Source organism: Actinomycetospora sp. C-140 (assembly GCF_054796175.1).
In genome coordinates this window covers 56,904-83,520 of the sequence record NZ_JBTWNF010000009.1, presented here as the reverse complement: position 1 = coordinate 83,520, position 26,617 = coordinate 56,904, and the positions used below count along the sequence as shown (strand labels likewise).

The window sequence follows — 26,617 nt, the reverse complement described above, 5'->3', positions numbered from 1 at the left end:
GTCGGTTCCGGACCAGGACGCACCATGTGGGTGATCAACGCCACGCGTAGGCCCTCGTTATGGCTTCGAGACAGGGCCGTGACGTCACGTCCGCTTCACCGGTGCTCCCCACTCGTCGACGACGAGACCGGTGTCGAGGGAAACGAGCGCTTCGCTCCCCGTCCAGTGCAGGGGGACCCGGGCGTGCGGGGTCCCCACCCCGACTGCCGGTCCCGAGGAGTGCTGTGCCCCGACTCGACGTGCTCGTCCTGGGTGTGAACTACGCGCCGGAGACGACCGGCATCGCGCCCTACACGACGGGCATGGCGCGGGCGCTCGCCGACGCCGGTCACGACGTGCACGTCGTCACCGGCTTCCCGCACTACCCGCAGTGGCGCGTCGCGCCGGAGTACCGGGGTCTGCGCGGGGGACTGCGCGGATGGCTGCGGCGCGAGGAGCGCGACGGGGACGTGCGCGTGACCCGCGTTCGCCACCCCGTCCCGGCACGCCCGACCGGGGTGGGCCGCGTGCTCATGGAGGCGGCCTTCGCGCTGGCCACGATGACCGTGCGCCACCGGCGTCCCGACGTCGTGATCGCCGTGAGCCCCGCGCTGCTCACGGTCGCCGCGGCCCTGCTGCGCCGGGGACGACCGGGGCGCGCGGGACGGCCGACCGTCGGCGTCGTCGTGCAGGACCTCTACGGCTCGGTGGTCGCCGAGGCGGGCGTGCTCGGCGGGCGGGGCGGCGGCGCGGTCGCCGGGCTCGAGCGCGCGCTGCTGCGCCGCGCCGACCGGGTCGCCGCGGTGCACGAGGTCTTCCGCGCCGGGCTCACCCGCTCGGCCGTGCGCGCCGAGGCGGTCTCGGTGATCCGCAACTGGACCCACGTCGGGCGTCCCACCGGCTGCCCGACGCGGATGCGCGCGGAGCTGGGATGGCCCGCCGAGCACACCGTCGCCCTGCACGCGGGCAACATGGGCGCGAAGCAGAACCTCGAGAACGTCGTCGAGGCCGCGCGCCTGGCGCAGGCCCGCGACCTGCCCGTCACCTTCGTGCTCCTCGGCGCGGGCAACCAGCGCCACCGCCTCGTGGAGCTCGCCGCGGGCTGCGACCGGCTGCGCTTCGCCGACCCGCTGCCCGACGGCGACTTCGAGACCGCGCTCGCGGCCGCCGACGTCCTCCTGGTCAACGAGCGCCCCTCGATCAGCGAGATGTGCGTGCCCAGCAAGCTCACCTCGTACTTCGCCGCCGGTCGGCCCGTGGTCGCCGCGACCAGCCCGTCGAGCCCCGCCGCCCGTGAGGTCACCGCGGCGCGCGCCGGGATCGTCGTCGAGCCGGGCCGCCCCGAGCTGCTGCTGGAGGCCACGGTCGCGCTCGGCATGGGCGGCGAGGAGGTGGCCGCGCACCTGGGCCGGGCCGGGCGCCGCTACGCCGTGACCCGCTGCTCCGCCGCGGCCGCGCGCCGCGCGTACGTCGCGTGGCTCGCGCTGCTGGGTGGGGGTCGCACGGCGACCCCGCAGACCCCGGTGCCCCTGCGCGAGCTCGTCGCCGACGAGGTCTCGGTGGAGGACATGTCGCTGTCGGACGTGCCGCCGGCCCCCGGGACCGACGACCACGAGCCCGAGCCCGCCGGACTGCTCGCCCTGCGGCGGCGGATGCGGCGGACGGTCGCGTGACCTCGGTCCCGACCGACGCCTCCGCCGGGGCCGCCCCGGGGACGGGGTCGGTCCGGCGGCGGCGCGTCACGCCCCTGCTGGGGCTCGCGGGGCAGGTGCTCAACGCCGCGACGAACGCGGCGACGGCCTACACCGCGTCGTTCCTGCTGCGCCCCGAGGCGTTCGGGACGTTCGCGGTCGCCCTCGGCACCGTCACGGTCGTCCTGGCCACCGGCCGCGGCCTGGTCGGCACCACGCTGCTCGCGCACCTGCCCGGCGTCGACGACGCCCGCCGCCCGGCGCTCGTGCGGTCCGCCCTGGGCTTCGCCGGGCTGGCCGCGCTCGCGGCGACGGCGCTGCTGCTCGCCGCGTCGGTCTGGATCGGCGGGCTCGTCTGGTTCGTGCCGTGGATCGCCGCGGCGCTGCTGCAGGACCTCGCCCGCTACCTGCTGCTCGCGCAGCGCCGGCCGGGTGCGGCGCTGGGCCTCGACGTCGCGTGGGCGCTGGCCCAGGCCACGACCCTGGCCGTGGCGCTGCTGACCGGCGCGCCGCTGACCCTCGGCCTGCTCGCCGCGGCCTGGGGGATCGGGGCGCTCGCCGGGCTCGTCGTCTTCGTGGCCGGCCCCGGGCGCGGCCTGCGCCCCGCGCACCCCGGACCCTGGGCGCGGACGACCCGCGACGTGGCCGGGTGGTTCACGGCGAGCTCGGTGCTCGGGCAGGTCGAGGTCTACGCCGTCGTGCTGCTCGCCGGGCTGCTGCTCGGGCCGGCCGAGGCGGGCGGTCTGCGCGCGGTGCAGCTGATGACGCTGCAGCCGACGATGGTGCTGCTCGGCGCCGTGCTGACGCTGGCGACGCCGGCGATGGCGCGGTGCCACGCGGCCGGGGAGCCGGGCGCGCTGCGGGCCGGCCGGCGCCGCGTCACGGCCGCCGTGCTGCCGGTGGTCGCGGTCGTCGCCCTGGTCGCCGCCTTCGCCGACCCGCTCGTGCGCCTGCTGTTCGGCCAGTACGTCGGCGCCGCCGACCTCGTGCTCCCGGTCGCGGTGCAGGCCGCGGCCTTCGCGCTGACCGTGCCGTCCCTGGCCCTGCTGTCGGGCACGCGCCGCGCGGCGACGGCCTTCGCGCTCAACGCCGCCCGCCTGGTCGCGGTGGTCGCCCTGGCGGGGGTCGGCGCGGTCGCCGCCGGGGCCGACGGCCTCGTCACCGGCCAGGCCGTCGCCACCGTCGCCGGGCTCGTCGCCACCTTCGCCGTCGTCCACCCGCTCGTGGCGGCGCCGCGGCGCTGGGTCCCGTCCCGGAGGTCCGTCGCATGACCACCACCGCGCCCCTGCCGCGGCTCGCGCCCGCGCCGCCGCGCCTCGCGCCGTGGCGGCGCGCCCGGGTGCTGGCCCGTCGCACGCTGCACGGCGGCCTGCGGGCGGTGCCGGCGCCGGTCGTCGACGCCGTGCACGACCGCTGGATCGGCGCCGCCGGTGAGCGCGACCGGCGCTGGCGCCTGCCCGCGAGCGCGCTGTACTACCGGCCGCTGCCGCACGCGACGATCACCGTGCCCGGGGGGCGGGGCGAGCGTCTCGAGGTCGTCGGCTCGCGCACCGAGCGGGTGCTGTGGTGGTTCGGCGAGCAGGGCTACGAGGCCGCCGAGGCCGCGTGGTGGCGGCGGCTCTGCGCCGGGGCGCGCGACGTCCTCGAGATCGGCGCGAACATCGGCTACTACAGCGTGGTCGGCGCCGCCGCGGCTCCGGTCGGCGCCTACACGGCCGTCGAGGCGCAGCCCGACGCCGCCGCGATCGTGCGCCGCAACCTCGACCTCAACGGCCTGCACCACGCGACGGTCCTCGCGGCGGCCGCGGTCGGCGACGGCGCCCCGGACCACCTCGAGCTCGCCCTGCCCGACCAGGAGTCGCACCAGACCGCGCCGACCGGGTCCTACCTGCGCGAGAGCGCCGAGGGCGTCGACGACCGGGCCGCCCGCCGCTCGGTGACGGTGCGGACGACGCCGGCCTCGGAGCTGTTCGCGGGCCGCGACCTCGTGAAGCTCGACATCGAGGGCAGCGAGGCCGACGTGCTCACCGCGGCCCGGCCGGCGATCCTCGCGTCGCGCCCGGTGCTGCTCGTCGAGGTCCTGGGCGGGGCCCGGCGGCTGCACGGCGTGCTCGCCGACCTGCTCGACCACGACTACCGGCTGCTCGCCCCGACCGGCGCGGGCGCCCGGCCGCTGCGCCTCGCCGCGGCCACCGGGCCCGGGCACCGCGACGTGCTCCTCGTGCCGGAGGAGCGTGGCGATGAGCTCTGAGCCCGACGTCTGGGACCGCCCCTGGAGCGGCGCCTGGCTGTTCACGGTGCTGGGCCCGCTGCGCGGGGTCACGGCGGCGAGCGTGCGCGCTCGTCACGCGGCGGTCCTCGCGGTCCTGCCCGCTTCGGCGTGGCTGCGCCGGGCCGAGCCGTCGCTGGTGGTCGAGGAGATCGCGGGTGACGGCGAGGGCGCCGTCGTCGACGCGGTGCTCGCGCGCGCCGGCGAGGCGTGGTCGGGCCCGCCGCTCGTGGTGCTCGTCGGCACCGGCGGGGCCGCGGGCGTCGTCGGCGTGCTCTACAGCCACGCGGTGGGCGACGCGGCGGTCACCCGGCGCCTCGTCGCGGACCTCGTCGCCGCGCCCGGTACGCCGGTGCTCGCGGTGCGGCGCCCGCGTCCGTCGCAGCTCGCCGTCGCCGCCGCCGGCCTCCGGTACTGGGCGCGGGATCCCCGGCGGGTGGCCCGCGCGGTCCGCCGGATCGCCGCGGCCCGGCGGGCGCCGGTGACCCCGCCGAGCCCGTCGGCGACCGCGATCGGGGACGCGAGGGTCGTCCGGTGCACCGTGACCGCGGGGCAGGCCCGGGCGATCCGGCGCCGCCGCGACCGGGAGGCGCCGGCCCGCTCGGTGTCGACGACGCTGCTCGACGGATCCGTCATGGCCCTGCGGGCTCGCGGCGTGCCGGTCGAGCGCGTGGTCGTGCCCGTCGACCTGCGCCGCTACCTGCCTGCCGGCGAGCCCGTCGCCGGCAACCTCATCTCGACCGTCACCCTGCCCGGCGGCTCCGGGGCCCCCGCCGCCGACCTCGCCGCGGCCGTCGACGACGGCCTGCCGCTGCTGCAGTTCCTGCTGACCAACGCCCGCTGGCGGGTCCTCGCCGCGCTCGGCGCCACTCCGGGGACGCCGGCCGGGGAGTCGGTGCCGACGCTGGGCTGGTCGGACCGCGGCGCCGACCCCGGCTGGGACGCGCTGCCCTGGGCCGACGGCCCGCGCACGGTCCTCGGCGGGGCCCTGCCGCGCGGCGCCCGCGTCGTGACCGTCTACCTCACCCGCGTCGGCGGGGCGCTGCACCTCACCGCCCTCGTCGACGCCACCGCGGCGGACCCCGCGGTCGTCGCCGAGGCCCTGGACGAGGCCGTCGCGCACCTGACCGTCGACGAGATGCCCCTGGGGAGCACCGTTGCCTGACACCCTCGCCGCCCGCCGCCGGCGCGACCTGCCCGAGCTCGCCGCCGGGGGCTACTCCCGCCTGAACGGGACCGTCGAGTTCTACCTGCGGGTCCACGCGCTGCTCGACGAGCACGCCACGTCCACCGTCGTCGATCTGGGGGCGGGCCGCGGGCACTGGTTCGAGCACGCTCCCGCGGCCATCGACCGCCGCCTGCGCGACCTGCGGGCGCCGGGACGCACGGTCGTCGGGATCGACGTCGACGACGCCGTGCTCGCGCACCCGGGCCTCGACGCCGCGCACGTCGTCGTGCCCCCGGCGGCGCTGCCGCTGGACGACGCGTCGGTGGACGTCGTCGTCTCCGACTACACCTTCGAGCACGTCGAGGACCCGGCGTGGGTGGCCGGCGAGCTGCACCGCGTCCTGCGCCCCGGCGGGTGGATCTGCGCGCGGACGCCCAACCGCTGGGGCGCGATCGCGATGCCGGCGCGCATGGTGCCCAACCGCCTGCACGACGCCGTCCTCGCCCGGGTGCAGCCGACGAAGGACGCGCGCGACACCTTCCCCACGCACTACCGGCTCAACACGGCCGCGGCGCTGCGCCGGTGGTTCCCCCGCGAGCGGTTCGCGCACTGCGGCTACACCCACGAGAGCGAGCCGGCCTACGCCGGGCGGTCGGCCCTCGCGTGGACCGCGTTCCGGCGCCTCGCCGCGATCACCCCGCCGCCGGTGCGGTCGATGCGGTTCGTGTTCCTGCAGAAGGTCGGTGACCAGGCGTGAGGATCGCGATCGTCCACGGCTTCTACCGCTCGGACGTCCCCAGCGGCGAGAACGTCGCGGTGCGCGCGCAGGTCGAGGCGCTGCGGGCCGACGGGAACGACGTCACGGTCGTCGCGCAGCACTCCGACGACCGCATGACCCGTGCGACGTGGCCGCTCGAGGCCGCCGCGACGACGATCACGGGCCAGGGCCCCGACCCGACGGCCGCGCTCGCCGAGGCCGACCCGGACGTCGTGCACGTCCACAACCTCTACCCGCACTTCGGCACGCGCTGGCTGGAGCGGTGGTCCGGCCCGCTGGTCGCGACGCTGCACAACTTCCGCCCGCTGTGCGCGGCCGGGACGCTGACGCGTGAGGGGCGCCGCTGCACCGACTGCGTGCTCGGCTCGGCGTGGTCGGGCGTGCGGCACGGCTGCTACCACGGGTCGCGGCTGGCGACGGTGCCGCTGGCGTTCGCGCACCGCGGCGGCGCGGCCGTGCACCCGGTGGTGCGGCGCGCCGACCGCCTCGTCGCGATCTCCGAGCGTGCCGCCGACGAGTACGGCGGCGCCGGCGTCGGGCGCGAGCGCTTCGCCGTCGTGCCCAACTTCGTGCCCGACCCGCCCGCCGCGGCCCCGCAGGACGGTGACGAGCGCTGGCTGTTCACCGGGCGGCTCTCAGGCGAGAAGGGCCTGCGCGAGCTGCTCGCGGCGTGGCCGGCCGACCGGTCCCTCGACGTCGTCGGCGACGGCGAGGAGGCCGACGAGCTCCGCGCGCTCGCGGGCCCGAACGTCACGTTCCTCGGCACGCTGCCCCACGCGGTCAGCCGCGCGCTGCCGGGGCACTACCGCGGTGTCGTGGTGCCCAGCCAGTGGCCCGAGGCCGGCCCGCCGCTGACCTACCTCGAGGCGATCGCGGCCGGCACCCCGGTCGTCGCCTGCGCCGGCAACGGCGCCGCCGACGACATCGCCCGCCACGGCACCGGCGTCGTCGTCGGCCGCACCCCGGAGGTCGGCGAGGTGGCGGCGGCGCTCGACACCGTGCTCGACCGCCGCGAGGTCCTCGCGCGCCGCTGCCGCGTGGTCGCGACGGAGCGCTACACCGCGGCCGCGTGGGTCGCGGCGATCACCGAGGTCTACCGCGACGCCATCGACCTGCGCGCGCTGGCGGTGACGCGGGGATGAGCCGGGTCCTCCCGGCGCTGCTCGGCATCGCGGTGCTCGCCGCGGGCGCCGTCGCCGCCCACGACCTGCTCGGCGCCCGCCCGACGTTCCTCGTGCTGGGGTGCGCCGCGGTGGCGGTCGCCGCGCTCGTCGTCCTGCGCGGGATCGACGGGCTGGCCGTGGCGATGCTGCTCGGCGCGGTCGCGACCGCGCCGTGGAACGCGCTGACCGCGGGGGGCCTCAAGCCGGCCCCGGTGCTGCTCGCGCTCTCGCTGCTGATCCTCGGGTCGCGGGCGCTGCTGCTGCGCCGCCCCGTCGTGCTGTCGGTGTGGGTGTGGGTGCTCGCCGCGGCGATCACGCTGGTCGCGCTGATCACCCTGATCAGCCCGCCGAGCCCCGCGTACCTCTCCGCGCGCTACGTGCCGCCGGAGCTGGTGGTCGCCCCCGAGGCGGGGTGGCCGGGCCTCGGTGCCGCGTTCGCGTGGCTGGTCGCCGTGGTCGCCCTGCCGCTCGCGGTGTGTCTCGCCGTGCCGCTGCGCCCGCACCTGCCCGGCCGGCTCGCGAACGCCTGGGCGCTCGGGGCCGCCGCGAGCGCGCTGGTCGGGATCACCGACAACGGCGGGGTGACGCACATCAGCCTCGCGCTGCGCGGCCTCGTCGACGTGGGCGGACGCGAGGCCGGGCTGACCGTGCAGCCCACGCACCTCGCCGTCGCCACCGCGCTCGCGCTGCCGGTCGTCGTGTGGCGGCTGGCCGGGGCCCGGACACTCGGCCCGGTCGCCGGCTGGGGCCTCGTCGGGCTCGTCATGCTCGGCGGGCTCGTCGTGTCCGAGTCGCGCGGCGGGCTCGTCGCCGCGGTCGCGGCCGTCATCGTGACGCTCGCGGTCGGTCAGCGGTCGCGGCCGTGGCTCGCGCCGCTGGCGGTGCTCGCGGGCGGGGCGGCCGTGATCGCCGCCGTGTCCGTCCCGGACCTGGTCGGCGGGGCCGCCGAGCGTCTGCGCCTCGCCGGTGCCGACAGCGCCGTGGCCAGCAACGAGGTCCGCGCCCAGCTCGGCACCCAGGCGTGGGAGGACTTCGTGCACGCCCCCCTGCAGGGCGTCGGGCTCGAGGTGGCGCTGCAGGGCCACAACATCTGGCTGCAGCTGCTCGCCGCCGGCGGGGCGCTGCTGTTCCTCGGGTTCCTCGTGACCTTCGTCGGCGTGGCCGTCGACGTCGCCGCGCTGCGGCACCGGCACGGCGGGCTGCCGCTCGTGCTCGGCATCTGCACCGCGACCTGGCTCGCCGTCGGCGTCGTGGAGAACCACCTCGCCGACCTCTACCTCTACGTCCCGTTCGCCCTGATCGCCGGCCTGAAGGCCGTCGAGGTCGGGGCGCCCGCAGCCACTGCCGCTGCGCCGTCCACCACCGCACAGGCCGTCTCCGCCGAGGCGGCCGTACCTGCAGGGGGAGTTCGTCCGTGACCGTCACGTCGATGCTGCGCACGCTGCGCGAGCGCTGGCTGCTGCTCGTCGCCGGAGTGCTCGTCGGTCTCCTGGCCGCCGGCGCCGTCGCCTTCTTCACCCCGCGCACCTACGCGGCGACCACGAGCCTGTTCGTGTCCGCCGCCGACGGCAGCGCCGGGGCGCTGTCCGCCTACCAGGGCAGCCTGCTCTCCCAGCAGCGCGTCACGTCCTACGCGCAGCTGGTGGTCTCCGAGCGGGTGCTCGCGCCCGTCGCCGCGGACCTCACGCCGGGCCGGGCGCCGACCGACCTCGCCGACGACGTCGCGGTCACCACCGCGACCAACTCGACGATCATGTCGATCACCGTCGAGGACCTGGACCCGTCCCGGGCGGCCGCCCTGGCCGACGCGGTCGCGGCGCGCTTCACCGCGGTCGTCGGCGAGCTCGAGGCGTCGCGCGTGCCCGGGCAGCCGCCCGCCATCAGCGTCAACGTCGTCGACCGGGCGACGGCCCCGACCGACCCGGAGCGGCCGTCGATCCCCGTCGACCTCGTCGTCGGGTTCGTCGTGGGGCTCGTCGGCGGGGCGGCGCTCGCGCTCGTGCGCGGCACCCTCGACACGACGCTGCGCGACGCCGCGGAGCTCGCGCGCCTCGCCGGCGGGGCTCCGCTCGGTGCGCTGCCGGAGGCCGGCGACACCCCGCTCTCCGACGCCGGCTACGGCGAGGCCGTGCGGCGGGTGAGGACGAACCTGCAGTTCGCCGACGTCGACCGCCCGCACAAGCTGATCACGGTGACGAGCGCGGTGGCGGGCGAGGGCAAGACGACGCTGGTCTGCGCGCTCGCCGCCGCGTTCGGGCGCGCCGGGCGCGTCGCGGTCGTCGAGGGCGACCTGCGCCGCCCCACGATCGCCGACCGGCTCGGCCTCGTCGGCGACGTCGGCCTGACCGACGTCCTCGGGCGGCGCGCCCGGCTCTCCGACGCGATGCAGCGCTGGGGCGGCACCGGGGTCGACGTGCTCGTCTGCGGCTCGCTCCCGCCCGACCCCACCGACCTGCTCTCGTCCGGCCAGATGGGCGAGGTGCTCACGCTGCTGCACGCCGAGTACGACCTCGTGCTGCTCGACGCGCCGCCGCTGCTGCCCGTCGCCGACGCGGCGGTGCTCGCGAGCCGCTCGGACGGGGCCCTGCTCGTGGCCCGGGCCGGCGCGACCACCGGCACGCAGGTCGCGGCGGCCGTCGAGGCGCTCGGGACCGTCGGCGCCCGCGTCGTCGGGTCCGTGCTCTCCCACGCCCCGGCGCGCCGCGGCGACCCGGCCGGGTACGACGGCTACCGCGCGACGGCGCTGGGGATCGGTGGTGCGCCGGCCGGCTCGACGCCGTCGCGCGCCGCGGCGTCTCCGGCGGGTCAGCGGGGTCAGCAGGGCCAGCAGCCGGCGGCCCCGCGCGCCGCCGCACAGGCCGCCGCCCGGACCGCGGCGCAAGCGGCGGACCGGGGCGCCCGGCCGGAGCGCGCGGGCACCCAGGCCCCCTCGACCCCGGCGCCGTCGACCCAGGCCCCGGGAGCCGCGCGTCGGTCCGGACCGCCGTCGGTGCCGCCGGCGGGCTCGCGGTCGACGCCGCATCCCGCGCACCCGACCGGCCAGCAGCGCGCCGAGCAACCCCGGCGCCGTCCCGAGGGCGCCGTGCCCGCGGGGGAGGCGCACTCGGGCGAGACCTCGTTCGCGGAGGCCCGGGAGGTTCGGGAAGTCCGTGAGGTGCCGCGCGACGTCGAGCGGGAGCTGGCCCGCAAGGCCGAGCGGTCCCGCTCGCTGGTGCAGGTCTCCGCGCGGCCGACCGCCGGAGGTGCTGCCCCGGCCCGGGCGCCGCAGGCCGCCGACGACGGCTCAGGCACGATCGGGACGCCGCCGCCGGCGTCCTGAGGGGGACTCGTTGAGGTCGATCATCCTGCTGGTGGTGGGCCTCCTGCCCGCCGGCCGCGCCAAGAACCGACTGCTCGGCCTGCTCGGGCGGGGGTGGCGGGTGGCGCCGAGCGCGCGCGTGCACCCGTCGGTGTTCTGGCGGGTGGGGCGGCTGCGGCTCGGTGAGCGCGCCTACATCGGCCCCGGGAACATCTTCCGCGAGCTCGCGCGGGTCGACCTCGCCGACCAGGCCGACATCGGCCAGTTCAACTGGTTCTCGGCGCAGGCGCAGTACATCCCGCAGGAGGAGCACGACGTCACGGCGAGCGTGGTGCTCGGGCGGGGCGCGTCGATCACCTCGCGGCACTACCTCGACTGCGCGGGCGGCGTGCGGTTCGAGGAGCTCTCGATCCTCGCCGGTGTCCGCAGCACCGTGCTGACCCACTACGCGGACGTCCGCGAGTGGGCGCTGCGGGCGGAGCCGGTGGTCGTCGGGCGCACGAGCCTGGTGTTCAGCAACAGCGTGATCACCGCGGGCACGACGATCGCCGAGAACATCGTCGTCGGCGCGGGCGCCGTGGTGTCCAAGGACCTCACCGAGCCCGGCAAGCTCTACGCCGGCGTGCCCGCGTCACCCGTCTCGGACCTCGCCGACGCCGGGTTCGCGACGCGCACCGAGCCGCGGCTCGGGACCCGCTCCGGCGCCCGCGCCGCCCTCCGCGACGCCCGGGCGCGCCGGACCTGAGCTCGCCGGTGTGTTGCAGCGAACGTGGCGTTCGCTGCTTCTATGCGCCCGAAGTCCCCGTTCGCGGCGCGGATGATCAGACCGGGGCGCCCGTCGCGTCGGTCCACACCGCGCCGTCGGACCAGATCGGTCGCCGCAGGGTCGTGTCGTAGAAGACGGCGCCGGGCCCGACGGCCGCGGCGGGCGGGCGCGCCGGGGTCGGGCCGCGCCCGCTCTGCAGCGCCTGCCCGGGCGGCATCGACAGCACGCCGGGCGCGGCGCCGGCGAACAGCCGCGCCGTGGGCACGTAGGTCGCGCCGTCGCCCCAGGCGAGCGACCCGTCGGCGCCGAGCGTCAGCCGCATCCCGGGCTCGCCGCCGCGGCCGACGGTCAGCGCGCGGTCGCCGGGCTCGTCGCGGGTGATCTGGACGGGGTGGTCGGTGGGCGTGAGCACCGAGGTGTCCGGTCGCCCGGCCCCCGCGTAGCGCCGCCCGACCCCGCTCCAGAACACGGCGCCGAGCACGTGCACCGTCGGGTTGCCCGCTACGAGCTCGATGCCGACGGCGAGGTTCTCGAGGCGCGGCTGCGCGGCGAGCACGACCCGGGACCCGTCGCCGAGGCGCAGGCCGGTGCCGCCGTCGCCGGGCGAGGCGCCCTGGACGCGCCCGCCGACGATCGTCACGGTCCCGCTGCCCCCCGGGACGTCGATGCGGGGGCCCGTCGCGGCCTGCGTGGCCCAGAAGCTGCACGCGGTGAACGTCAGTGCGTCGACCGCGGGCAGGAACGCCTGGGTGACGCCCGTGCCGCTCGCGGTGTTCTCGCGCTCGAAGAGGCAGTGGTCGAAGGTGTTGTCGGTGGGGACGGCGTACGGGCCGCCGGAGACCTCGCGGTCGCAGCGCAGCCCGTAGCGCCCCGCGGCGTTGAACTCGCAGCGCACGAACGCGTGGCCGCCCGCGCCCTGGTCGAGCACGAGGTTGTCCCGCGCGGCCTCCTGGGCGTTGCACCCGAGCCAGGTGTCGTTCTGGGCGCCGGTGACGAGCACGTTGTCGGCGGCGCTGCCGATCACCGAGAGGTTGAGGAACGTGCGCTGCGCGGCGCCCGCCCCGAAGGCGCGCACGAACGGCGCCTGCGCGATCCCGGCGCCGTCGATCAGCAGGTTGCCCGAGATGCCGGCGCTGTCGGTGACGACGACGCCCGCCTCGGGCGCGGTGGCGCGCAGGGTCGTGGCGGCGTCCGCCAGGTTGCCGCCCGCACCGATGAGGTCCTGCGCCGGGCCGACCGTCAGGGGTCCGGAGAGCTGGTAGACCCCGGCGCCGAGCACCAGCGCGCCGGCCGCGGGCATCGCGTCCCGCAGGGCGGCGAGGTCGTCCCCACCCGACGGCGGCGGGGCCTGGCGGGGCCCGGGCGGGCCGTCGGCGGACGGGGTCGCGGTGGCGGGGCACGCCGCGGCGACGAGACCGACCGGCGCGAGCGTGCCCGCCGCCGCGGACAGCGCCGCCCGCCGCGAGATCATCCGGTCGTGCTCCGGGCGGGCATCCGGCGAGCGTAGGTCCCGCCCGCACCCCGCCCCCACCGCCCCGCCGCACCCGTCCGGGGGTGGTCACCGGGGTGCCAGCCTGGCGTCAACGCTGACACTCAGAGTCAGGAAATCCGCCACGATCACGAGGCCGGGGGTGGGCGCCGGGCCGCGCGCGGGTGGCTGCACCATGAACGCCGTGCCGTCCCGCCGCAGCGTCCTCGCCGCGTTCGGACTCGGTGCCGTCGGCCTGGGTCTCGCCGGGTGCGGAGACCGCGCGACGGCGACCGCGGCGACGTCGTTCCCCGAGATCCCGCTGCGGGTCGGGACCCGGTGGTCGGCGCGTCCCGCCGGCGCCCTGCCGACCAGCGGCGACGAGGGCGTGCCGCTGCGCACCGTCCAGCAGCCCGCGGGCACCCCGCCGCCGTCGATCGCCGGCGGCGCCCTCGTCGGACACCTGCCCCCGGCGGCCGCCGCCACCTACGTCTTCCAGGACCTCACCGGCGTCGTGGGACGCATCGACCGCCTCGGCGCCGTGTTCGGCTTCGGGCCGGGCGACGGGTACGGCGCGCTGGCGCTCCTCGCCCTCGACGGGCGCCCCGCCGGCTCCGGGCACATCCACCTCGCGATCACGCCCCAGCGCTGGACCGCGGGCGTGCTGGTCGACGAGCGCCTGCAGGAGGTCGCGAGCGACGCCTTCACGGCGCCGCTGCCGCAGGACGAGCGGCCGCTGCGCGTGGACGTCGCCTACCGCGGCGACACCGCCGTCCTCGCCCTGCCCGACGGGACGATGCGCACGCTGTCCGATCCGCGCTTCGCCACCGCCGGCGCCTCGGTCGCGGGGTGGGAGTTCTTCCGCCTCGCCCCCGGCGGCGCCGACGTGCGCTTCTACGAGACGTGGGCGGGGTAGGTGCGGCTCCGCCGCGCGTGAGCACTTCGGAGTGCCCCAGCACGCCGAAGTGCTCACATGCGCGCAGCGCACCAGTCGAGCAGGCGGGCGGCGGCCCGGTCGTCGCCGTGGGCGTGCAGGAGCGCACGGCGGGCCCGGCGGCGCGCGGCGTGGGGGTCGTCGCCGGCGGCGATCGCGGTGATCTCGTCGACGAGGTCGTCGACGGTGCGCGCGACCGGGGCCGGCATCCAGTCCTCGAACGGCTCGAGAGCGAAGCCGCGGGTCGCGCGGTACTCCTCGAGGTCGGGGAACGCGACGACGATCGGCCGGTCGAGCAGCAGGTGGTCGATCCACACCGAGGAGACGTCGGTGATCAGGCCGTCGACGCGGGGGAGCGCGGTGTAGGTCGTCAGCCCGGCGTCCCACAGCTGCGCGTCGGTGAGCGGCACGAGCGCCCGGGTCGCCAGGTCGAAGGCGTCGGCCGCGAACGGGTGCAGCTTGACGTGCACGGCGACGTCGAGATCCGCGAGTCGCCGGTCGAGCTCCGCGAGCTCGTCGCGGTCGAACGGCAGCCCCGCGTGCCCGCGGGTCGAGTCGGTGCGCCGGCGGCCCTGCGCGGCGCCGGCGCGGTAGGTCGGCAACCACAGCAGCCGGCAACGGGCGGGCGCGCGCTCGGTGAACAGCGGGTGGGGGCCGCGCGCCGACCGCAGCATCCGGTCGTTGCGCGGGGCCCCGAGCACCGGCACGTCGTGCGGGCCGAGCCCGAACTCCGCGCACCGGAAGGCCTGCCCGATGCTCGACAGCACCGGTGCGGTCGACGGCGGCTTCGACGGCCCGTCGAGGTAGCGGTCGATGCGCTTGCCGGTCGACTCGCCGTGCCAGAGGTAGGTCAGACGCTGCCGTGACGGCCCGCCGCGCTCGCCGTACACGCCGTGGGTGGTGACGACGTCCCGCGCGCGCAGGTACGACCACAGCGCCCGCGGGTCGCGGCGCGGGATCGTCCGGACCCGCGGGTCGTAGAACCCCGACGGCACCCGGGCGCCTGCCGTCAGCAGCACCACCTCGCGGCCGCGGGCGAGCAGCTCGTCGGCCAGCGCGATCATGCCGTCGTCGACGTCGGGGATCCCGACGAGCACGGCCAGCGCGTCGCGCTCGGGGACGGCCTGGTTGAGGGCCCGCAGCGCGCCGAGCGCGAGCCGCGCCACGAGCGCACCGCCGGGGACCTTCCGGCGACCGGCTCGCGAGGGCTCACGCCGCCGGAGCACGGTCTCCCCGCGCGTCCGTGGCGGCACCGAGCTCGTCGGGCACCTCGACCGTGGTCGCGATCGCCTCGATCGTCGCCGTCGTCGAGATCGACGGCGTCCGCGGCAGGTACACGACCTCGCACACGTCGCCGAGCTCGTCGAAGTGCCCGGCCCAGTCGTCGCCCATGACGAGGACGTCGGCGCCGTGCTCGACGAGGTAGCGGCGCTTGAGCCCCGGGCCCTCCTCCGGGAACACGGCGCTGACGCAGCGCAGCGCCCGCACGATCTCCACCCGGTGGTGGGACGGGAACACCGGCCGCCGACTCTTCTTCGCCAGCACCAGGTCGTCGGTGGAGACGCCCACCACGAGCTCCCCGAACGCGGCCGCCCGCTCGAGGAGCAGCAGGTGACCGACGTGGAAGAGGTCGAACGTGCCGAACGTCAGGACCCGTCGCGGCCTGCCCTCGCCCATCTGCGCCCCCGCCCCCCGACGACCGGTTTCGCGGAGGCTAGCGAGCCGCCTGAGCAGGCATATCGGCAGGTCCTTCCCGTTCGGGTGACGCCCGCCTCGTCGCGCTCCGGAGGATCCGTGCGTGGGTTGTCGCCGCGCGGTGGGTACGTCGCTGCGCGGACGGCCGGAGCCGATGACCGATCCGTCCGAGGGAGGACACCATGACCGCGCCCGACGACGTCGACCTCGACACCACCGAGCTCGACGACCCCGACGCCGCGGCGACCGTCGTCGCCGTGACGGCGAGCAGCATCCCGGGGGAGTTCCTCGTGCCCGAGCTGGCCGAGGAGTTCACCGCCGACCAGCCCGAGTACACCGTCGACACGGTCGTCACCGACTCCGCCGGCGTCTTCGCGGCGCTGCGCGACGGGAGCGCCGACGTCGGTTTCGCCGGCGCCGAGCCCGACGGCGACGACCTCGACGCGCTCGTCGTGGGCGCCGACGAGATCGTCCTCGCCGTCCCCCGCGGCCACGCGCTCGACACCGACGAACCGGTGACGGTCGCGGCGCTCGCCGCGACGCCGCTGGTCGAGCGCGAGGAGGGCTCGGGGACGCGGCGCTCGTTCACCGACGCCCTCGCGGAGCGCGGGACGCCGCTCGTCACCGACCAGCGGTGGACGATCCGCGACACCAACGAGGGCCTGATCGAGGCGGTGGCCGCCGGCGAGGGCGTCGGCGTCGTCAGCTCCTGCGCCCTCGAGCGGCACGGCCGCCCCGAGGTGCGCACCGCGCGTGTCGAGGGCGACCCGATCGAACGGTGCCTCTACCTCGTCCTGCGTCGCGACGACGACACGCTCGGCCCGGCCGCGACGGCGTTCGTCGCGCTCGCCCGAGCCCAGGCCGAGGCCTGAGCCAGAGCGCCGGTCAGGCCCACCACCGGCCGTCGGGGCCCCGGAAGACGATCGGCGCGGTCGGCGGATCGGGCTCGGCCCGGACCGGCGGGGGGACCTGGCCGGACGGGACGCCGACGGTCGAGTAGGCGAGGAGCAGCAGCGCGCTGACCCCGGCCACCACGATCCACAGCCAGGTACCGGAGACCCAGTTGCTGAACCCGTGCAGCACGGCGGCGATCCCGAGGCCGAGACCCGCCAGGGCGGCCCACTGCGACGGATCCCGACGGGCGGCGAGGCCGAGGAAGTAGGCGGTGATCCCGGCCCACGCGCCGTGGATGGCGGGGTTGTAGGTGAGCCGCCACAGCATCTCCAGCGCCTCGACCCGCCCGCTGACGCCCGAGTAGTAGTCGAGCACGTAGTGGATCGCCTCGGCCGCACCGAAGACGAGACCGCTGACGACGCCGAGGAACAGCACGTCGCGCGGCTCCATGAACCGGCCCTGAGAGCGCAGCCAGAGCACGACCACAGCGACCGGCAACGCCTTCACGAGCTCCTCCGGGACCCCGACGGTGAAGATGCCGGCGATCAGATTCTTCGTGTCGGCGTCCAGCGCCTCCTCGAGCGCATACGCGAGCGGTCCCTGCGTGAAGAGCGCCAGCAGCACGAGGCTCCCCGCGACGGCCGGTCCCGGAGTGACCGGCCGGAGGACCGACCGGAAGAGCAGCCACCACGCCGCCGCGAAGTAGGCGGCGAAGAGGACCACGGCCGGTTCCAGGTGGTGGCCTTCGGCGAGCAGGAGCCCGAGCGGCGGGACCACCACCAGCGCCACGACGAGCGCGACCGGTCCGGTCCGCAGCGCGGGGTGGTGCAGCCAGGCGCGCCAGGGGATCAGCGTGGCGAGGTCGGGCAGCGCGGACGAGGGCGCCGGAGCGTGGTGCCGGGGTGCGGCGGGGGTGACGGTCACGGTGACCCTCAGCCCCGGGGCTCGGTGTTGTCGGTGGAGCTCCCCGAGTGCGCGAGGCGCTTGGCGAAGCAGTCGTCGGCGCCCAGGCCTTGCGCGCTGCACCAGGCGTTCGCCTGGTCGGCCGTGGCGAAGGGCTGCGCCGCGACGACCACCCAGTACCCGCCCTCGCGGAACACCGGCCAGTCGGTGGAGTCGAGGAGCAGGACGGGCCCGTAGCGGTCGGAGAGCTGGTTGTAGTGGCTCAGGATGTCGGTGCTGTCGTAGCTGATGCCGTCGGCGACCGTGCCGACCCGCTTCGACGACAGCTGCGGCACCCAGCTCCCGACGAGCGCCTCGACCTGTCCGCGGTTCGCGTCGGTCGCCTCGGAGAGCAGGGACGTGCTCGTGGCCTCGGTGTCGGTCGAGCTGCGGTAGCCGCTGAGGTCCCCGGGGTCGCCGACGGTCGAGGGGACCACGGTGCGCGTGGTCGTCGTGGAGACGGGCGCGGGCGCCGCGACGGTCACCGTCGTGGGGCGGAGCACCAGGACCCCGACCGCGACGAGCAGGCCGGCGACGAGCAGACCGGCCACGGCGACCGTCCATCCCATCCACGTCGGCGTCCCGGAGCGGTGCGGGGCGGGCGCGGGCGGCGCGGCGACGGGAGCGCCCGCGCGGGCGGCGACGCGAGCCGGGATGTCGGCCGGCATCGGGGCCCGCATCGGGCCCGCCATCGGGTGGGCCGTCGGAGACGCCATCGGCGCCGGCCGGACCATCGTCGCGACGGCACCCGTCGCCGCCATCGGACGCGGCGCCGGCCGCGGGCCCAGAGGCCGCGCGCCGCAGCGCGGGCAGCCCGTGGCGGACGGTGCGAGCGGTGCGCCGCAGCGGCACGTGATCATCGAATCCCCCCGACGAGGCGCGGGCCACCGTGGCCCGACATGCCTCGCATCGCCGCCGACCACCCGCCCCGTTACGGCGTTCATCCTCACGAGCTACCCACGTAACGGAGCAGCTTGTTGCGGCGAGAGAGGCGGCATGACCTGCGCATTCGGTGCAGGCGGAGGACGCGGGGGTCCCCATGATCGACGAGGCGACGACGGTGCGGCTCCGGCGAGGACCGGTGCCCGGGGGCACGGCCGCTCCGGCCCGTCCCGCGATGTCCTGGCAGGGTCCGCCGATGGTCACGACGGTCCCTGGCGCGCCCGCGCCGTGGGGACCGCCGCCCGCCGGCCTCGGCGGTCCGGGCACCGGCGGCATGCCCGGGATGCCGATGCACCCTGGCATCGCCCCGCCCGCTCGCCGCCCGCGCTGGCCGTGGGTCCTCGGTGCCGTCGCCGCCGTGGTCGTCGTCCTGGGCTTGTTCGGGACGGTCCTCGCACCCGCGACGACGGTCAGCGGGACCGTCAACTTCTACATGAGCAACTACCTGCCGATGGGCAGCTCTTGCGAGGGGATGGGGATCAACAGCGACCTGCGTGCCGGCGGCTCTGTGTCCGTCCACGACGGAGCCGGCAAGCTCGTCGGCGTGGGTTCGATGAGCACCGGGACCGTGAGGTCGTCGTCGTCCTCGTCGTCCTCGTCGTACAGCGTCGGGGACGTCTGTGCGTTCCCCTACTCGGTGTCCGACGTGGAGAGCTCGGACTACTACGTGGTCAGCGTCGGGTCCGGTCGTGGTGCCGGCGTGCCGTTCAGTGAGGACGAGATCGACGGGAACGCCGACATCCGAGTCGGGAGCTGATCCCCGCTACACCTCGATCTGTCCGATCGACGTGGTGACACGCCGCGCAAACGGGTGAGATGACCTTCGCTCCCTGGTCCCTCGATCGAGTTCTCGTGACACTACGTGGATGGCGCGGGGGCAGAGTCGGCGCGGAGATTCGCCGTTCGGGGCGAACACGCCCAGGACGGCGGAGGCGGGTCCGGAGATCGCCGGGGTGCACGACGACCAGGCGGACGGGCCGTACACGCCGCGTGCCGTGGACGACGTGCTGGTCGACGCGCTCGGGGCCGACCGGCCCCTGCTGGTCGTCAGCGGGGATCGACTCGCCGGGACGTCACGGGCGGTGCACCGCGCGCTGCGCCGCATGCTCGGCGACCGGCTGCTCCTGCCGATCGTCGATCCGCACACCGTCGACCTGGCCGACGCGCTGCAGCAGGCCGGTCTCACCGCGGTGCGGTCGGGTCCCGTGGTGGTGCTCGCCGACGACGCGCCGCCCGCGCTGCTCGACCAGCTCACGCCCGGCGTCCTCGGCGCGCTCGACGACGCCGTGCGGCTCGTGGTCACGACCCGGCGGACCCACCTCGACGCCTTCCTCGCACCGGCGACGCGACGGCTGCTCGACGACGCGCTGGTGACCGTCCCGCCCGCGGGCGACGGGCGCCCGTTCGGCGAGCGTGTCCGCCCGGTCGTGAAGGCGCACGCGATCCTCGACCCGATCGGCTCCTCGTGGCTCGTCCCGCTCGGGCTGCTGCGCACCGCCGTCGACTGGGACCGACTCGGCGTCCCGCTCCCGCTGACCCCGGCGCTGCTCACCGAGGTCGCGCCGATCCACCTCACCGCGCTCGGCGCGCCCGCGATGAGCCCCGGGGAGCTGCGGCGGGCCGTGCGCGAGCTCGTGACCGCCGACCACGGCGGCGTCCGGCTGCTGCGCAAGGTGCCGGCCGCGGGCGGCGGGACCCGCCTGGCCGCCGACCGCGTCTTCTCCCACCTCGCCGACACCGACCCCGCGGGCTGGGCCGTCCCGGAGGAGCTCGCCCGCGACCTGTGGTTCCGCCTCGACGCCGCGGACCGGGCGCGCGTCGCCCGGGTCGCGCTGGCCCGCGGCGACGACCAGGTGGCCCTGTGGCTCGCGACCCAGGTCTCGCCCGACGACCTCGAGCCCGCCGCGCTCCACCGCCTCGGCGTCACGCTCGCGGAGCGCTCGGCCGCGCACGCGCCGGAGCCGGGGCGCTGGGACCGCGGCGCGGTGAACTGGCTGTCCGCCGCGCTCGACCGCGCCGACGACCCCGACCTCGTGCGCCGGGCGCAGCAGATGATCGTGCTGCTCGAGGAGCGGATGAACGTGCCGGCCGCCGCCCCCGCAGAACCCCCGGTCCCCGAGGTCCCGAGCGCCCGCCGCCCCGTCGACGACATCCCACCCCCGCGGCCCGCCCCGCGCCTGATCTACCTGCGCCCGCGCGAGACCAGCCGGGCGTCCTGACCGTCAGGACGCGGGCTGGTCGGGCAGGACGCGAGCGAGCGAGCGGTCGGCGAGGGTGAGCACGAGGAACAGCCCGGACGCGACGAGCATGACGATCGCCAGCTCGTGCATGCCCGGGGTCGTCGCGCCGTCGCGGAACACGATGCCGTTGGTTGCCGACGCGGTGATCGCGCCCAGGTAGAAGAACGTGCGCATGAGCCCGGCCGAGGAGCCGAGGCGTTCCGGGTCGGCCTGGTGGTAGACCGCGTTCTGGTTCGCGAGGTTGTTGAGCCCCTGCGGGATGCCCGCGAGCACGGCCAGGACGAGCAGGAACCAGACGGCGCTCCCCGCGTCGACGAGCAGCAGCAGCGCCGCCACGAGCACCTGGGAGATCGCGCCGACGACGAGCTTGCCCCGGATCTCGCTGCGCCGCCCCGTGATCGTGGAGACGACGATCCCGGCTCCGAAGACCGGCAGCAGCAGGAGCCCGGCGACCTGCGGGGAGAGCCCGCGGCCCTCCTCGAGCCACTGCGTGTAGCCGTAGAGCAGGGCGTACGACGTGATCGCCGCGAGCAGGGCGCGGGCGTAGGTCGCGAGCAACGGGCGGTTGCCGCCGAGCAACCGCAGGTCGAGGAACGGGCGGGACGTGCGCAGCTCCCACCACACGAGCGCCGCGCCGGCGGCGAGCGAGATCACGGGCAGCCACCACAGCCCGGACGTCAGGTGGGTGAGGAACAGCAGCAGCGTGACGAGGGTGGCCACGAACAGCGCGATGCCGAGGGGATCGACGGACCGCACGACGGTGCGCAGGCCCGTCGCGCCGGAGGTGGGTGTCCGCGGCAGGTAGAGCGCCCCCAGCACCAGGCACGCGAGCGCGAGCGGCACGTTGACGGTGAACGTCGCGCGCCAGCCGCCGACGCCGATGAGGAACCCGCCGAGCGTCGGGCCGATCACCGCGACCGTCTGCGTCGACACGGCCAGCACGGTGAGGATGCCCGCGGGACTGTCGTGGCCGGTGCGCCGCGCCTCGCCGCGGATCAGCGTCATCGCCGCCGGATAGCCCGCGCACGTCCCCAGCCCGAGCAGCACCCGCGACAGCACGAGCACCGAGATCGACGGCGCGAGCGCGCCGAGCAGCCCGCCGACGCCGATCAGCGCCGCGCCGACGAGGAAGAGCCGCCGCGGGCCGTAGAGGTCGACGAGCCTGCCGACCACCGGCTGCCCGATCGCGGTGGCCAGGTAGAGCCCCGAGACCAGCCACGCGGTCTCCGCGGGCGCGGCGCCGAGCGCGACGCCGATCGGGATCAGGGCGACCGCGATCATCGACGAGTTGATCGGGTTGAGGATCGCGCCGAGGATCATCGGCGCGACGAGGCGCCGGTCGAAGCGGTCCGGCGCGGCCGTGGCCGCGGGCGACATCCGCGCCAGGACGGCGGGTGCGTTCATCGGCTGCTGACCCGGTCGAGCAGGACCATCGCGGCGATCACGGTGGCGCGCTCGTCCTCGTCGAGCCGCTCGTGCAGCGCCCGGGCGAGCCACTCCTCGCCCGCGGCCCGCGTGCTGTCGAGCAGCGCCCGCCCGGCGGGCGACACCGAGATCGTCTGGCGGCGGCCGTCGTCGGGATCGGGACGGCGGGTGACGAGCCCGCGCTCCTCCAGGGCGCCGACGGAGGTGGCCACCGACTGCGGGCGCACCCCCTCGGCGGCCGCGAGCGCGCTGGCCGTCTGCGGGCCGTCGCGGTCGAGGCGGCTGAGCAGGGAGGTCTGCGACGGGGTGAGCTCGTCGCGGTCGTGCGACTCGCGCAGCCGGCGTCGCAGCCGTCCGACCGCGACGCGCACCTCGTGCGCGGCCCGGACCGACGAGGCACTCAGCTCCTGCACGTCCGCCATGCCGACCAGTGTAGTTCGTCAGTCCGGACTGTTCATCTCAGACTGTGCAGTTCATCCTGACGACCGCGATCAGCCCGACCGCACCCGCCAGGCGGCGGGCGCGGTGGATGTCCCGGTGGGAGCGCCGGTGACGCGATCCCGGGACACCAGGTCCCAGCGAGGAGGCCCCATGGCCCGGCCGTCCCGGATGTCGCTCGTGCTGCGGGGCCCGGCGCGGGTCGCGGCGTGACCGCGCTGCCACTGACGGGCCTGCGGGTGCTCGACATGGCCTCGCTGGCCGCCGCCCCGCTGGCCGCCACCTACCTCGGCGAGCTGGGTGCCGACGTGATCAAGCTCGAGCCGCCGGGCGTCGGCGACGCGATCCGCGGCTGGGGCGCGCAGCGCGACGGCGTCGGGCTGATGTGGAAGAGCGTGTCGCGCAACAAGCGCTCGGTGACCGTCGACCTGCGGACCCCCGACGGGCAGGACCTCGCCCGCCGTCTCGCGGCGAGCTGCGACGTCGTCGTGGCCAACACGCGGCCGGCGACGCTGCGGCGCTGGGGCCTCGACTACGCCCGCCTGCGCGAGCAGGACCCCCGCGTGGTGATGCTGCACGTCACCGGGTTCGGGCTCGAGGGCCCCAAGGCGGAGCGGCCCGGCTTCGGCACCCTCGGCGAGGCGATGAGGGGGTTCGCGCACCTCACCGGCGCACCCGACGGCCCGCCGACCCTGCCCGCCTTCATGCTCGCCGACGGCGTCGCCTCGCTGACCGCGGCGTACGCGGTGATGGCGGCGCTGTACGAACGCGACACGTCGGGCGGCGAGGGCCGCCTGGTCGACGTCAACCTGCTCGACCCGCTCGCGCGGATCCTCGAGCAGTCGCTCCTCACCTGGGACGCGACCGGCACCGTGCCGCGCCGGTCGGGCAACCGGTGGGACATCTCGGCCCCGCGCAACACCTACCGGACCTCCGACGGACGCTGGATCGCCATGTCCGGCAGCGCCCCGACCGTCGCGCTCCGGGTGTTCCGCGCGATCGGGCGCCCCGACCTCGCCGAGCACCCGGACTTCTCCGACCCGCAGCGCCGCCTGGCCCGCGCGGGCGAGGTCGACGCCGTCGTCGCGGACTGGGTGGCCGGACGCACGATGGACGAGGCGATGGCGGTGTTCGAGGACGCCGAGATCGCCGCCGCGCCGGTCTACGACGTCACCGACCTCGTCGCCGACGAGCAGATGGTCGCCCGCGAGGTGTTCCGCCGGATCCCCGACGACCAGCTCGGGAGCCTGCTCGTCCAGGCGCCGGTGCCCCGGCTGTCGGGAGCGGCGGGCCGCATCGACCACCTCGGGCCCGCACTCGGGGCGCACACCGACGAGGTGCTCGCCGACATCGGGCTCGACCCCGGCGAGATCGACGACCTGCGCGTCCGCGGGGTGATCTGAGTGGCCCGCCGCCGACCGCTCGTGCGCCGCAGCGAGCTCGCCACGCCCGCGAGCAACGAGCGCATGGTCGCCAAGGCCGCCGCGTCGGACGCCGACCTCGTGTTCCTCGATCTCGAGGACGCGGTCGCGCCCGCCGAGCGCCCGGCCGCGCGGGAGAGGGCCGTCGCGGCGCTGCGCGAGCTCGACTTCGGCGCGACCACGCGCGCGGTGCGCATCAACGGCGTCGACACCGAATGGGCGCACGACGACGTCATCGAGCTGGTCACGCGGGCGGGGGAGTGCCTCGACACGATCATCGTGCCGAAGGTGACCGCCGCCCGGGACGTGTGGTGGGTGGACGTCCTGCTCACCCAGCTCGAGACGAAGCTGCGCCGCGAGAGGCGGATCCGGCTCGAGGTCCTCATCGAGGACGTCGCCGGCCTCGCGCACGCCGAGGAGATCGCGACGGTGTCCGACCGGCTCGACGCGCTGATCTTCGGGGCCGGCGACTTCTCCGTGTCGCTCGGTGCCCGCGTCGACGTCAACTTCGTCCCGACCGTCGACTACCCGGGCGACTTCTGGCACCACGCGCGCAGCCGGGTCGCCGTCGCGGCGCGCCTCGGCGGCCTGCTCGCGATCGACGCGCCCTACCCCGACTACCGCGACCCGCAGGGCTACACCCGGGAGGCGCAGCGCGCCTCGGCGCTCGGGTTCGACGGCAAGTGGGCGATCCACCCCGACCAGATCCCGATCGCGAACGCCGTCTTCGCCCCCACCGACGCGGAGGTCGCGGAGGCCCGGCGCGCCGTGGCGGCCTACCGCGCGGCGGAGCGCGAGGGGCACGGGGCCACCGGGCTCGACGGTCGGCTCGTCGACGCCGCCCACGTGAAGCTCGCCGACGACGTGCTGGCCCGGGCCGCCGAGATCGAGCGCCGGGGGACCTGAGCGGTGCCGCCGGGATCGACGAGACCCTGCCCGGCCGCCGTGCGTGACGCCCGAGCTCTCCATCTCGATCTCTCGAGAGTGTCAGGAGCGTCGTCCGGCGCCGCAGCACTGACGACACTCTCGAGAGATCCTTCTGGAGAGCACCCCGAGAACGGATCGGGTTGCCCCCGGGAGCGGGACCGTCCTCCAGAGCGTTGGACGAACCTCCAAGCCCGCGCCGGCCGCCGTTCGGCCTCGCGCGCCGGTGCTTCCTAGCGTCGCCGACCATGGCCTGGGACTTCTCGACCGAGCCCGAGTTCGCGGCGCAGCTGGAGTGGGCGCGGAGGTTCCTGGAGGAGGAGATCTACCCGCTCGAGGTGCTGGACCTCGACCACACGACGTTCCGCCGGCTCGCCGCGCCGATGCAGGAGCGGGTCAAGGAGCAGGGGCTGTGGGCGGCGCACCTCGACCCGGAGCTGGGCGGGCAGGGCTTCGGGCAGCTGCGGCTCGGGCTGCTCCACGAGGTGCTCGGCCGCAGCGAGCTCGCCCCGTTCGTCTTCGGCTGCCAGGCGCCGGACTCGGGCAACGCCGAGCTGATCGCGCTGGCCGGCACGGCGGAGCAGAAGCGGAGCTGGCTCGACCCGCTGCTCGACGGGCGCATCCTCTCGGCGTTCGCGATGACCGAGCAGGGCACCGGCTCCGACCCGCGGCAGTTCACCACCCGGGCCGTGCGCGACGGGGACGAATGGGTGATCACCGGGCGGAAGTGGATGGTCGGGAACGCCTCGCGCGGCGACCTGCACGTCGTCCCGACGTCCTCGACCGCGCCGTGCAGATCCACGGCTCGCTCGGCTTCACCACCGACATGCCGTTGGCGCAGATGTACCGCTGGGCCCGCGCGGCGCGGATCTACGACGGGCCCGACGAGGTGCACCGCGTGAGCGTCGCCCGGCGCCTGCTGCGCGACTACGCGCCGACGGCGGTGCCGTCCGAGCACGTCCCCACCCGCCGCGCGGCGGCCCTCGCGCGCTTCGCCGACGAGCTGGAGCACCCGATGGCCGCGTCGACGCTGTAGAGGTCCACAAGACTGCGGCGCCAGGAGAGTCCCGCCGACGGCGACGCACTCGCCAGCATCGACGCATGGACAACGTGGACACCGGCGAGGTCGCGTTCGGGCTCTGGTACGACTTCCGCAACCCGGTCCCGGACCGGCCGTTCAGCACCTTCTACCGGCAGGTGCTCGACCAGATCGCCTGGGCCGAGGAGATCGGGCTGGACTCGGCGTGGCTCACCGAGCACCACTTCTGCGACGACGGGTACACGCCGTCGCCGTTCACGCTCGCCGCCGCGATCGGCGAGCGGACCCGGCGCCTACGGGTGGGCACCAACCTCATCGTCTCGCCGCTGCACGACCCGATCCGCCTCGCCGAGGACGCCGCGACCGTCTCGCTGCTCACCGGCGGGCGCTTCGACCTCGGCGTCGGCCAGGGCTACTGGGAGCGCGAGTTCGCGGCCTTCGGCAAGAACATCAAGCACCGCCCGAGCCTGCTCACCGAGGGCTGCGAGCTGATCCGCCGCGCCTGGTCCGGCTCGTCCGAGCCCTACGAGGGCGCCCGCTACCGCTTCCCGGGCCTGCCGGTGACGCCGGTGCCCGAGCAGCCGCCGAAGCTGCTGGTCGGGGCGATGGCGGACCCCGCGATCGAGCGCGTGGCGCGGATCGCCGACGGCTTCCTCTCCACCCAGAACCACCACCACGAGACCTACCTCGACGCGGTCGAGCGGCAGGGTCGCCCGCGCGGCGAGGGCCGCATCTACGCCGGCCAGTGGGCGCTGATCGCCGAGGACCCCGAGCGCGAGTGGGCCGAGATCGGCCCGCTGGTGCTCGAGCAGCTCAACACCTACATCACCTGGGGCGCGTTCGGGCCGCCGGACGTCGTGCCGCGCTTCGCCGACCCGGACCAGATCGTCGGCGCCGGCGCCTTCGCGCTGTGGGACCCGGCGACCGCGGTCGAGGAGCTCACGGCGATGCTGCGCGCGCGGCCCCAGATCCGCGACGTGCACTTCTGGGCGCAGCTGCCCGGGGAGTCCGTCGACCACGGGTCGCGGCGGGTCGAGCTGCTGGCCACGCAGGTGGCGCCGGCCGTGCGCGCCCGGCTTGGAGGAAGCCACAAGGCCCATGAGGGCGACGGCTCCCGGGTCGCGGTGAGCCCTTCCTAGGTTC

Annotated in this window: 25 protein-coding genes; 18 read left to right on the top strand and 7 right to left on the bottom strand. The window is 76.3% G+C overall.

Features of this window, described 5'->3' with window-relative positions; all coding sequences use genetic code 11:
• Positions 1-224 precede the first annotated feature (224 nt).
• The 9 genes from ACR9E3_RS16435 to ACR9E3_RS16395 are packed head-to-tail and all read left to right on the top strand — an operon-like array spanning position 225 to position 11,091.
• Entirely contained in the window at positions 225-1,652 is a 1,428-nt protein-coding gene (locus ACR9E3_RS16435) for a glycosyltransferase (RefSeq protein ID WP_460381372.1), read from the top strand.
• Entirely contained in the window at positions 1,649-2,941 is a 1,293-nt protein-coding gene (locus ACR9E3_RS16430; protein WP_460381370.1) for an MATE family efflux transporter, read from the top strand. Before ACR9E3_RS16435 ends, ACR9E3_RS16430 begins: the two co-directional genes overlap by 4 nt.
• Positions 2,938-3,921 (top strand): FkbM family methyltransferase, encoded by a 984-nt coding sequence (locus ACR9E3_RS16425; RefSeq protein WP_460381369.1) that lies wholly within the window; start codon positions 2,938-2,940, stop codon positions 3,919-3,921. Before ACR9E3_RS16430 ends, ACR9E3_RS16425 begins: the two co-directional genes overlap by 4 nt.
• The gene (locus ACR9E3_RS16420) at positions 3,911-5,104 is read left to right on the top strand and encodes a hypothetical protein (RefSeq protein ID WP_460381368.1); all 1,194 of its coding nucleotides are present in this window, start codon (positions 3,911-3,913) and stop codon (positions 5,102-5,104) included. Before ACR9E3_RS16425 ends, ACR9E3_RS16420 begins: the two co-directional genes overlap by 11 nt.
• Positions 5,097-5,864 carry a class I SAM-dependent methyltransferase gene (locus ACR9E3_RS16415; RefSeq protein WP_460381367.1) on the top strand — a complete coding sequence of 256 codons (768 nt, stop codon included), beginning with the start codon at positions 5,097-5,099 and terminating at the stop codon, positions 5,862-5,864. Before ACR9E3_RS16420 ends, ACR9E3_RS16415 begins: the two co-directional genes overlap by 8 nt.
• A complete protein-coding gene (locus ACR9E3_RS16410) occupies positions 5,861-7,027 on the top strand; it encodes a glycosyltransferase family 4 protein (protein WP_460381366.1) in 1,167 nt (388 codons plus the stop codon). Before ACR9E3_RS16415 ends, ACR9E3_RS16410 begins: the two co-directional genes overlap by 4 nt.
• Positions 7,024-8,466, top strand: coding sequence for an O-antigen ligase family protein (locus tag ACR9E3_RS16405; protein ID WP_460381365.1), 1,443 nt, complete (start codon positions 7,024-7,026; stop codon positions 8,464-8,466). The genes ACR9E3_RS16410 and ACR9E3_RS16405 overlap by 4 nt, the downstream gene beginning before the upstream one ends.
• Entirely contained in the window at positions 8,463-10,367 is a 1,905-nt protein-coding gene (locus ACR9E3_RS16400) for a tyrosine-protein kinase domain-containing protein (RefSeq protein ID WP_460381364.1), read from the top strand. Before ACR9E3_RS16405 ends, ACR9E3_RS16400 begins: the two co-directional genes overlap by 4 nt.
• 10 nt (positions 10,368-10,377) lie before the next feature.
• Positions 10,378-11,091, top strand: a complete 714-nt coding sequence (locus tag ACR9E3_RS16395) for an acyltransferase (RefSeq protein ID WP_460381363.1) — start codon at positions 10,378-10,380, stop codon at positions 11,089-11,091.
• A gap of 76 nt (positions 11,092-11,167) precedes the next feature.
• Here the strand turns inward: ACR9E3_RS16395 and ACR9E3_RS16390 are convergent, their stop codons facing one another.
• Positions 11,168-12,583 carry a hypothetical protein gene (locus ACR9E3_RS16390; protein ID WP_460381362.1) on the bottom strand — a complete coding sequence of 472 codons (1,416 nt, stop codon included), beginning with the start codon at positions 12,581-12,583 and terminating at the stop codon, positions 11,168-11,170.
• Positions 12,584-12,776: 193 nt separating this feature from the next.
• On the opposite strand from ACR9E3_RS16390, the gene ACR9E3_RS16385 reads away from it, so the two are divergent.
• Entirely contained in the window at positions 12,777-13,496 is a 720-nt protein-coding gene (locus tag ACR9E3_RS16385) for a hypothetical protein (protein WP_460381361.1), read from the top strand.
• A 53-nt stretch (positions 13,497-13,549) separates the two neighbouring features.
• On the opposite strand, the gene ACR9E3_RS16380 is transcribed toward ACR9E3_RS16385, so the two are convergent.
• Together ACR9E3_RS16380 and ACR9E3_RS16375 are read right to left on the bottom strand one after the other, a co-directional pair.
• Entirely contained in the window at positions 13,550-14,680 is a 1,131-nt protein-coding gene (locus ACR9E3_RS16380) for a CDP-glycerol glycerophosphotransferase family protein (protein ID WP_460381360.1), read from the bottom strand.
• 43 nt (positions 14,681-14,723) lie between these two features.
• The gene (locus ACR9E3_RS16375) at positions 14,724-15,191 is read right to left on the bottom strand and encodes an adenylyltransferase/cytidyltransferase family protein (RefSeq protein ID WP_460381359.1); all 468 of its coding nucleotides are present in this window, start codon (positions 15,189-15,191) and stop codon (positions 14,724-14,726) included.
• 200 nt (positions 15,192-15,391) lie between these two features.
• On the opposite strand from ACR9E3_RS16375, the gene ACR9E3_RS16370 reads away from it, so the two are divergent.
• The gene (locus ACR9E3_RS16370) at positions 15,392-16,081 is read left to right on the top strand and encodes a LysR substrate-binding domain-containing protein (RefSeq protein ID WP_460381358.1); all 690 of its coding nucleotides are present in this window, start codon (positions 15,392-15,394) and stop codon (positions 16,079-16,081) included.
• Positions 16,082-16,094: 13 nt separating this feature from the next.
• Here ACR9E3_RS16370 and ACR9E3_RS16365 read toward each other — a convergent pair whose 3' ends face one another.
• Positions 16,095-17,027, bottom strand: coding sequence for a PrsW family glutamic-type intramembrane protease (locus ACR9E3_RS16365; protein WP_460381357.1), 933 nt, complete (start codon positions 17,025-17,027; stop codon positions 16,095-16,097).
• 8 nt (positions 17,028-17,035) lie between these two features.
• Positions 17,036-17,761, bottom strand: coding sequence for a hypothetical protein (locus ACR9E3_RS16360; RefSeq protein WP_460381356.1), 726 nt, complete (start codon positions 17,759-17,761; stop codon positions 17,036-17,038).
• Positions 17,762-18,084: 323 nt separating this feature from the next.
• Between ACR9E3_RS16360 and ACR9E3_RS16355 the strand changes: the two genes are divergently transcribed.
• Together ACR9E3_RS16355 and ACR9E3_RS16350 are read left to right on the top strand one after the other, a co-directional pair.
• Entirely contained in the window at positions 18,085-18,744 is a 660-nt protein-coding gene (locus ACR9E3_RS16355) for a hypothetical protein (RefSeq protein ID WP_460381355.1), read from the top strand.
• Positions 18,745-18,940: 196 nt separating this feature from the next.
• Positions 18,941-20,206 carry a hypothetical protein gene (locus ACR9E3_RS16350; protein WP_460381354.1) on the top strand — a complete coding sequence of 422 codons (1,266 nt, stop codon included), beginning with the start codon at positions 18,941-18,943 and terminating at the stop codon, positions 20,204-20,206.
• A 3-nt stretch (positions 20,207-20,209) separates the two neighbouring features.
• On the opposite strand, the gene ACR9E3_RS16345 is transcribed toward ACR9E3_RS16350, so the two are convergent.
• Both ACR9E3_RS16345 and ACR9E3_RS16340 read right to left on the bottom strand, forming a co-directional pair.
• Positions 20,210-21,631 (bottom strand): MFS transporter, encoded by a 1,422-nt coding sequence (locus tag ACR9E3_RS16345; protein WP_460381353.1) that lies wholly within the window; start codon positions 21,629-21,631, stop codon positions 20,210-20,212.
• Positions 21,628-22,074, bottom strand: coding sequence for a MarR family winged helix-turn-helix transcriptional regulator (locus ACR9E3_RS16340; protein WP_460381352.1), 447 nt, complete (start codon positions 22,072-22,074; stop codon positions 21,628-21,630). The genes ACR9E3_RS16345 and ACR9E3_RS16340 overlap by 4 nt, the downstream gene beginning before the upstream one ends.
• A 225-nt stretch (positions 22,075-22,299) precedes the next feature.
• Here ACR9E3_RS16340 and ACR9E3_RS16335 point away from each other — a divergent pair, with 225 nt between their 5' ends.
• From ACR9E3_RS16335 to ACR9E3_RS16315, 5 genes are all read left to right on the top strand, one after another.
• Entirely contained in the window at positions 22,300-23,493 is a 1,194-nt protein-coding gene (locus tag ACR9E3_RS16335) for a CaiB/BaiF CoA transferase family protein (RefSeq protein ID WP_460381351.1), read from the top strand.
• On the top strand, positions 23,494-24,417 hold the full coding sequence (locus ACR9E3_RS16330) for an HpcH/HpaI aldolase/citrate lyase family protein (protein ID WP_460381350.1): 924 nt from the start codon (positions 23,494-23,496) through the stop codon (positions 24,415-24,417).
• A gap of 266 nt (positions 24,418-24,683) precedes the next feature.
• Positions 24,684-25,337 (top strand): acyl-CoA dehydrogenase family protein, encoded by a 654-nt coding sequence (locus tag ACR9E3_RS16325; RefSeq protein ID WP_460381349.1) that lies wholly within the window; start codon positions 24,684-24,686, stop codon positions 25,335-25,337.
• Positions 25,262-25,471 carry an acyl-CoA dehydrogenase family protein gene (locus tag ACR9E3_RS16320; protein ID WP_460381348.1) on the top strand — a complete coding sequence of 70 codons (210 nt, stop codon included), beginning with the start codon at positions 25,262-25,264 and terminating at the stop codon, positions 25,469-25,471. The genes ACR9E3_RS16325 and ACR9E3_RS16320 overlap by 76 nt, the downstream gene beginning before the upstream one ends.
• Positions 25,472-25,536: 65 nt before the next feature.
• Positions 25,537-26,613: an LLM class flavin-dependent oxidoreductase gene (locus ACR9E3_RS16315; RefSeq protein WP_460381347.1), complete on the top strand. Its 1,077-nt coding sequence runs from the start codon at positions 25,537-25,539 to the stop codon at positions 26,611-26,613.
• Positions 26,614-26,617: the final 4 nt, after the last annotated feature.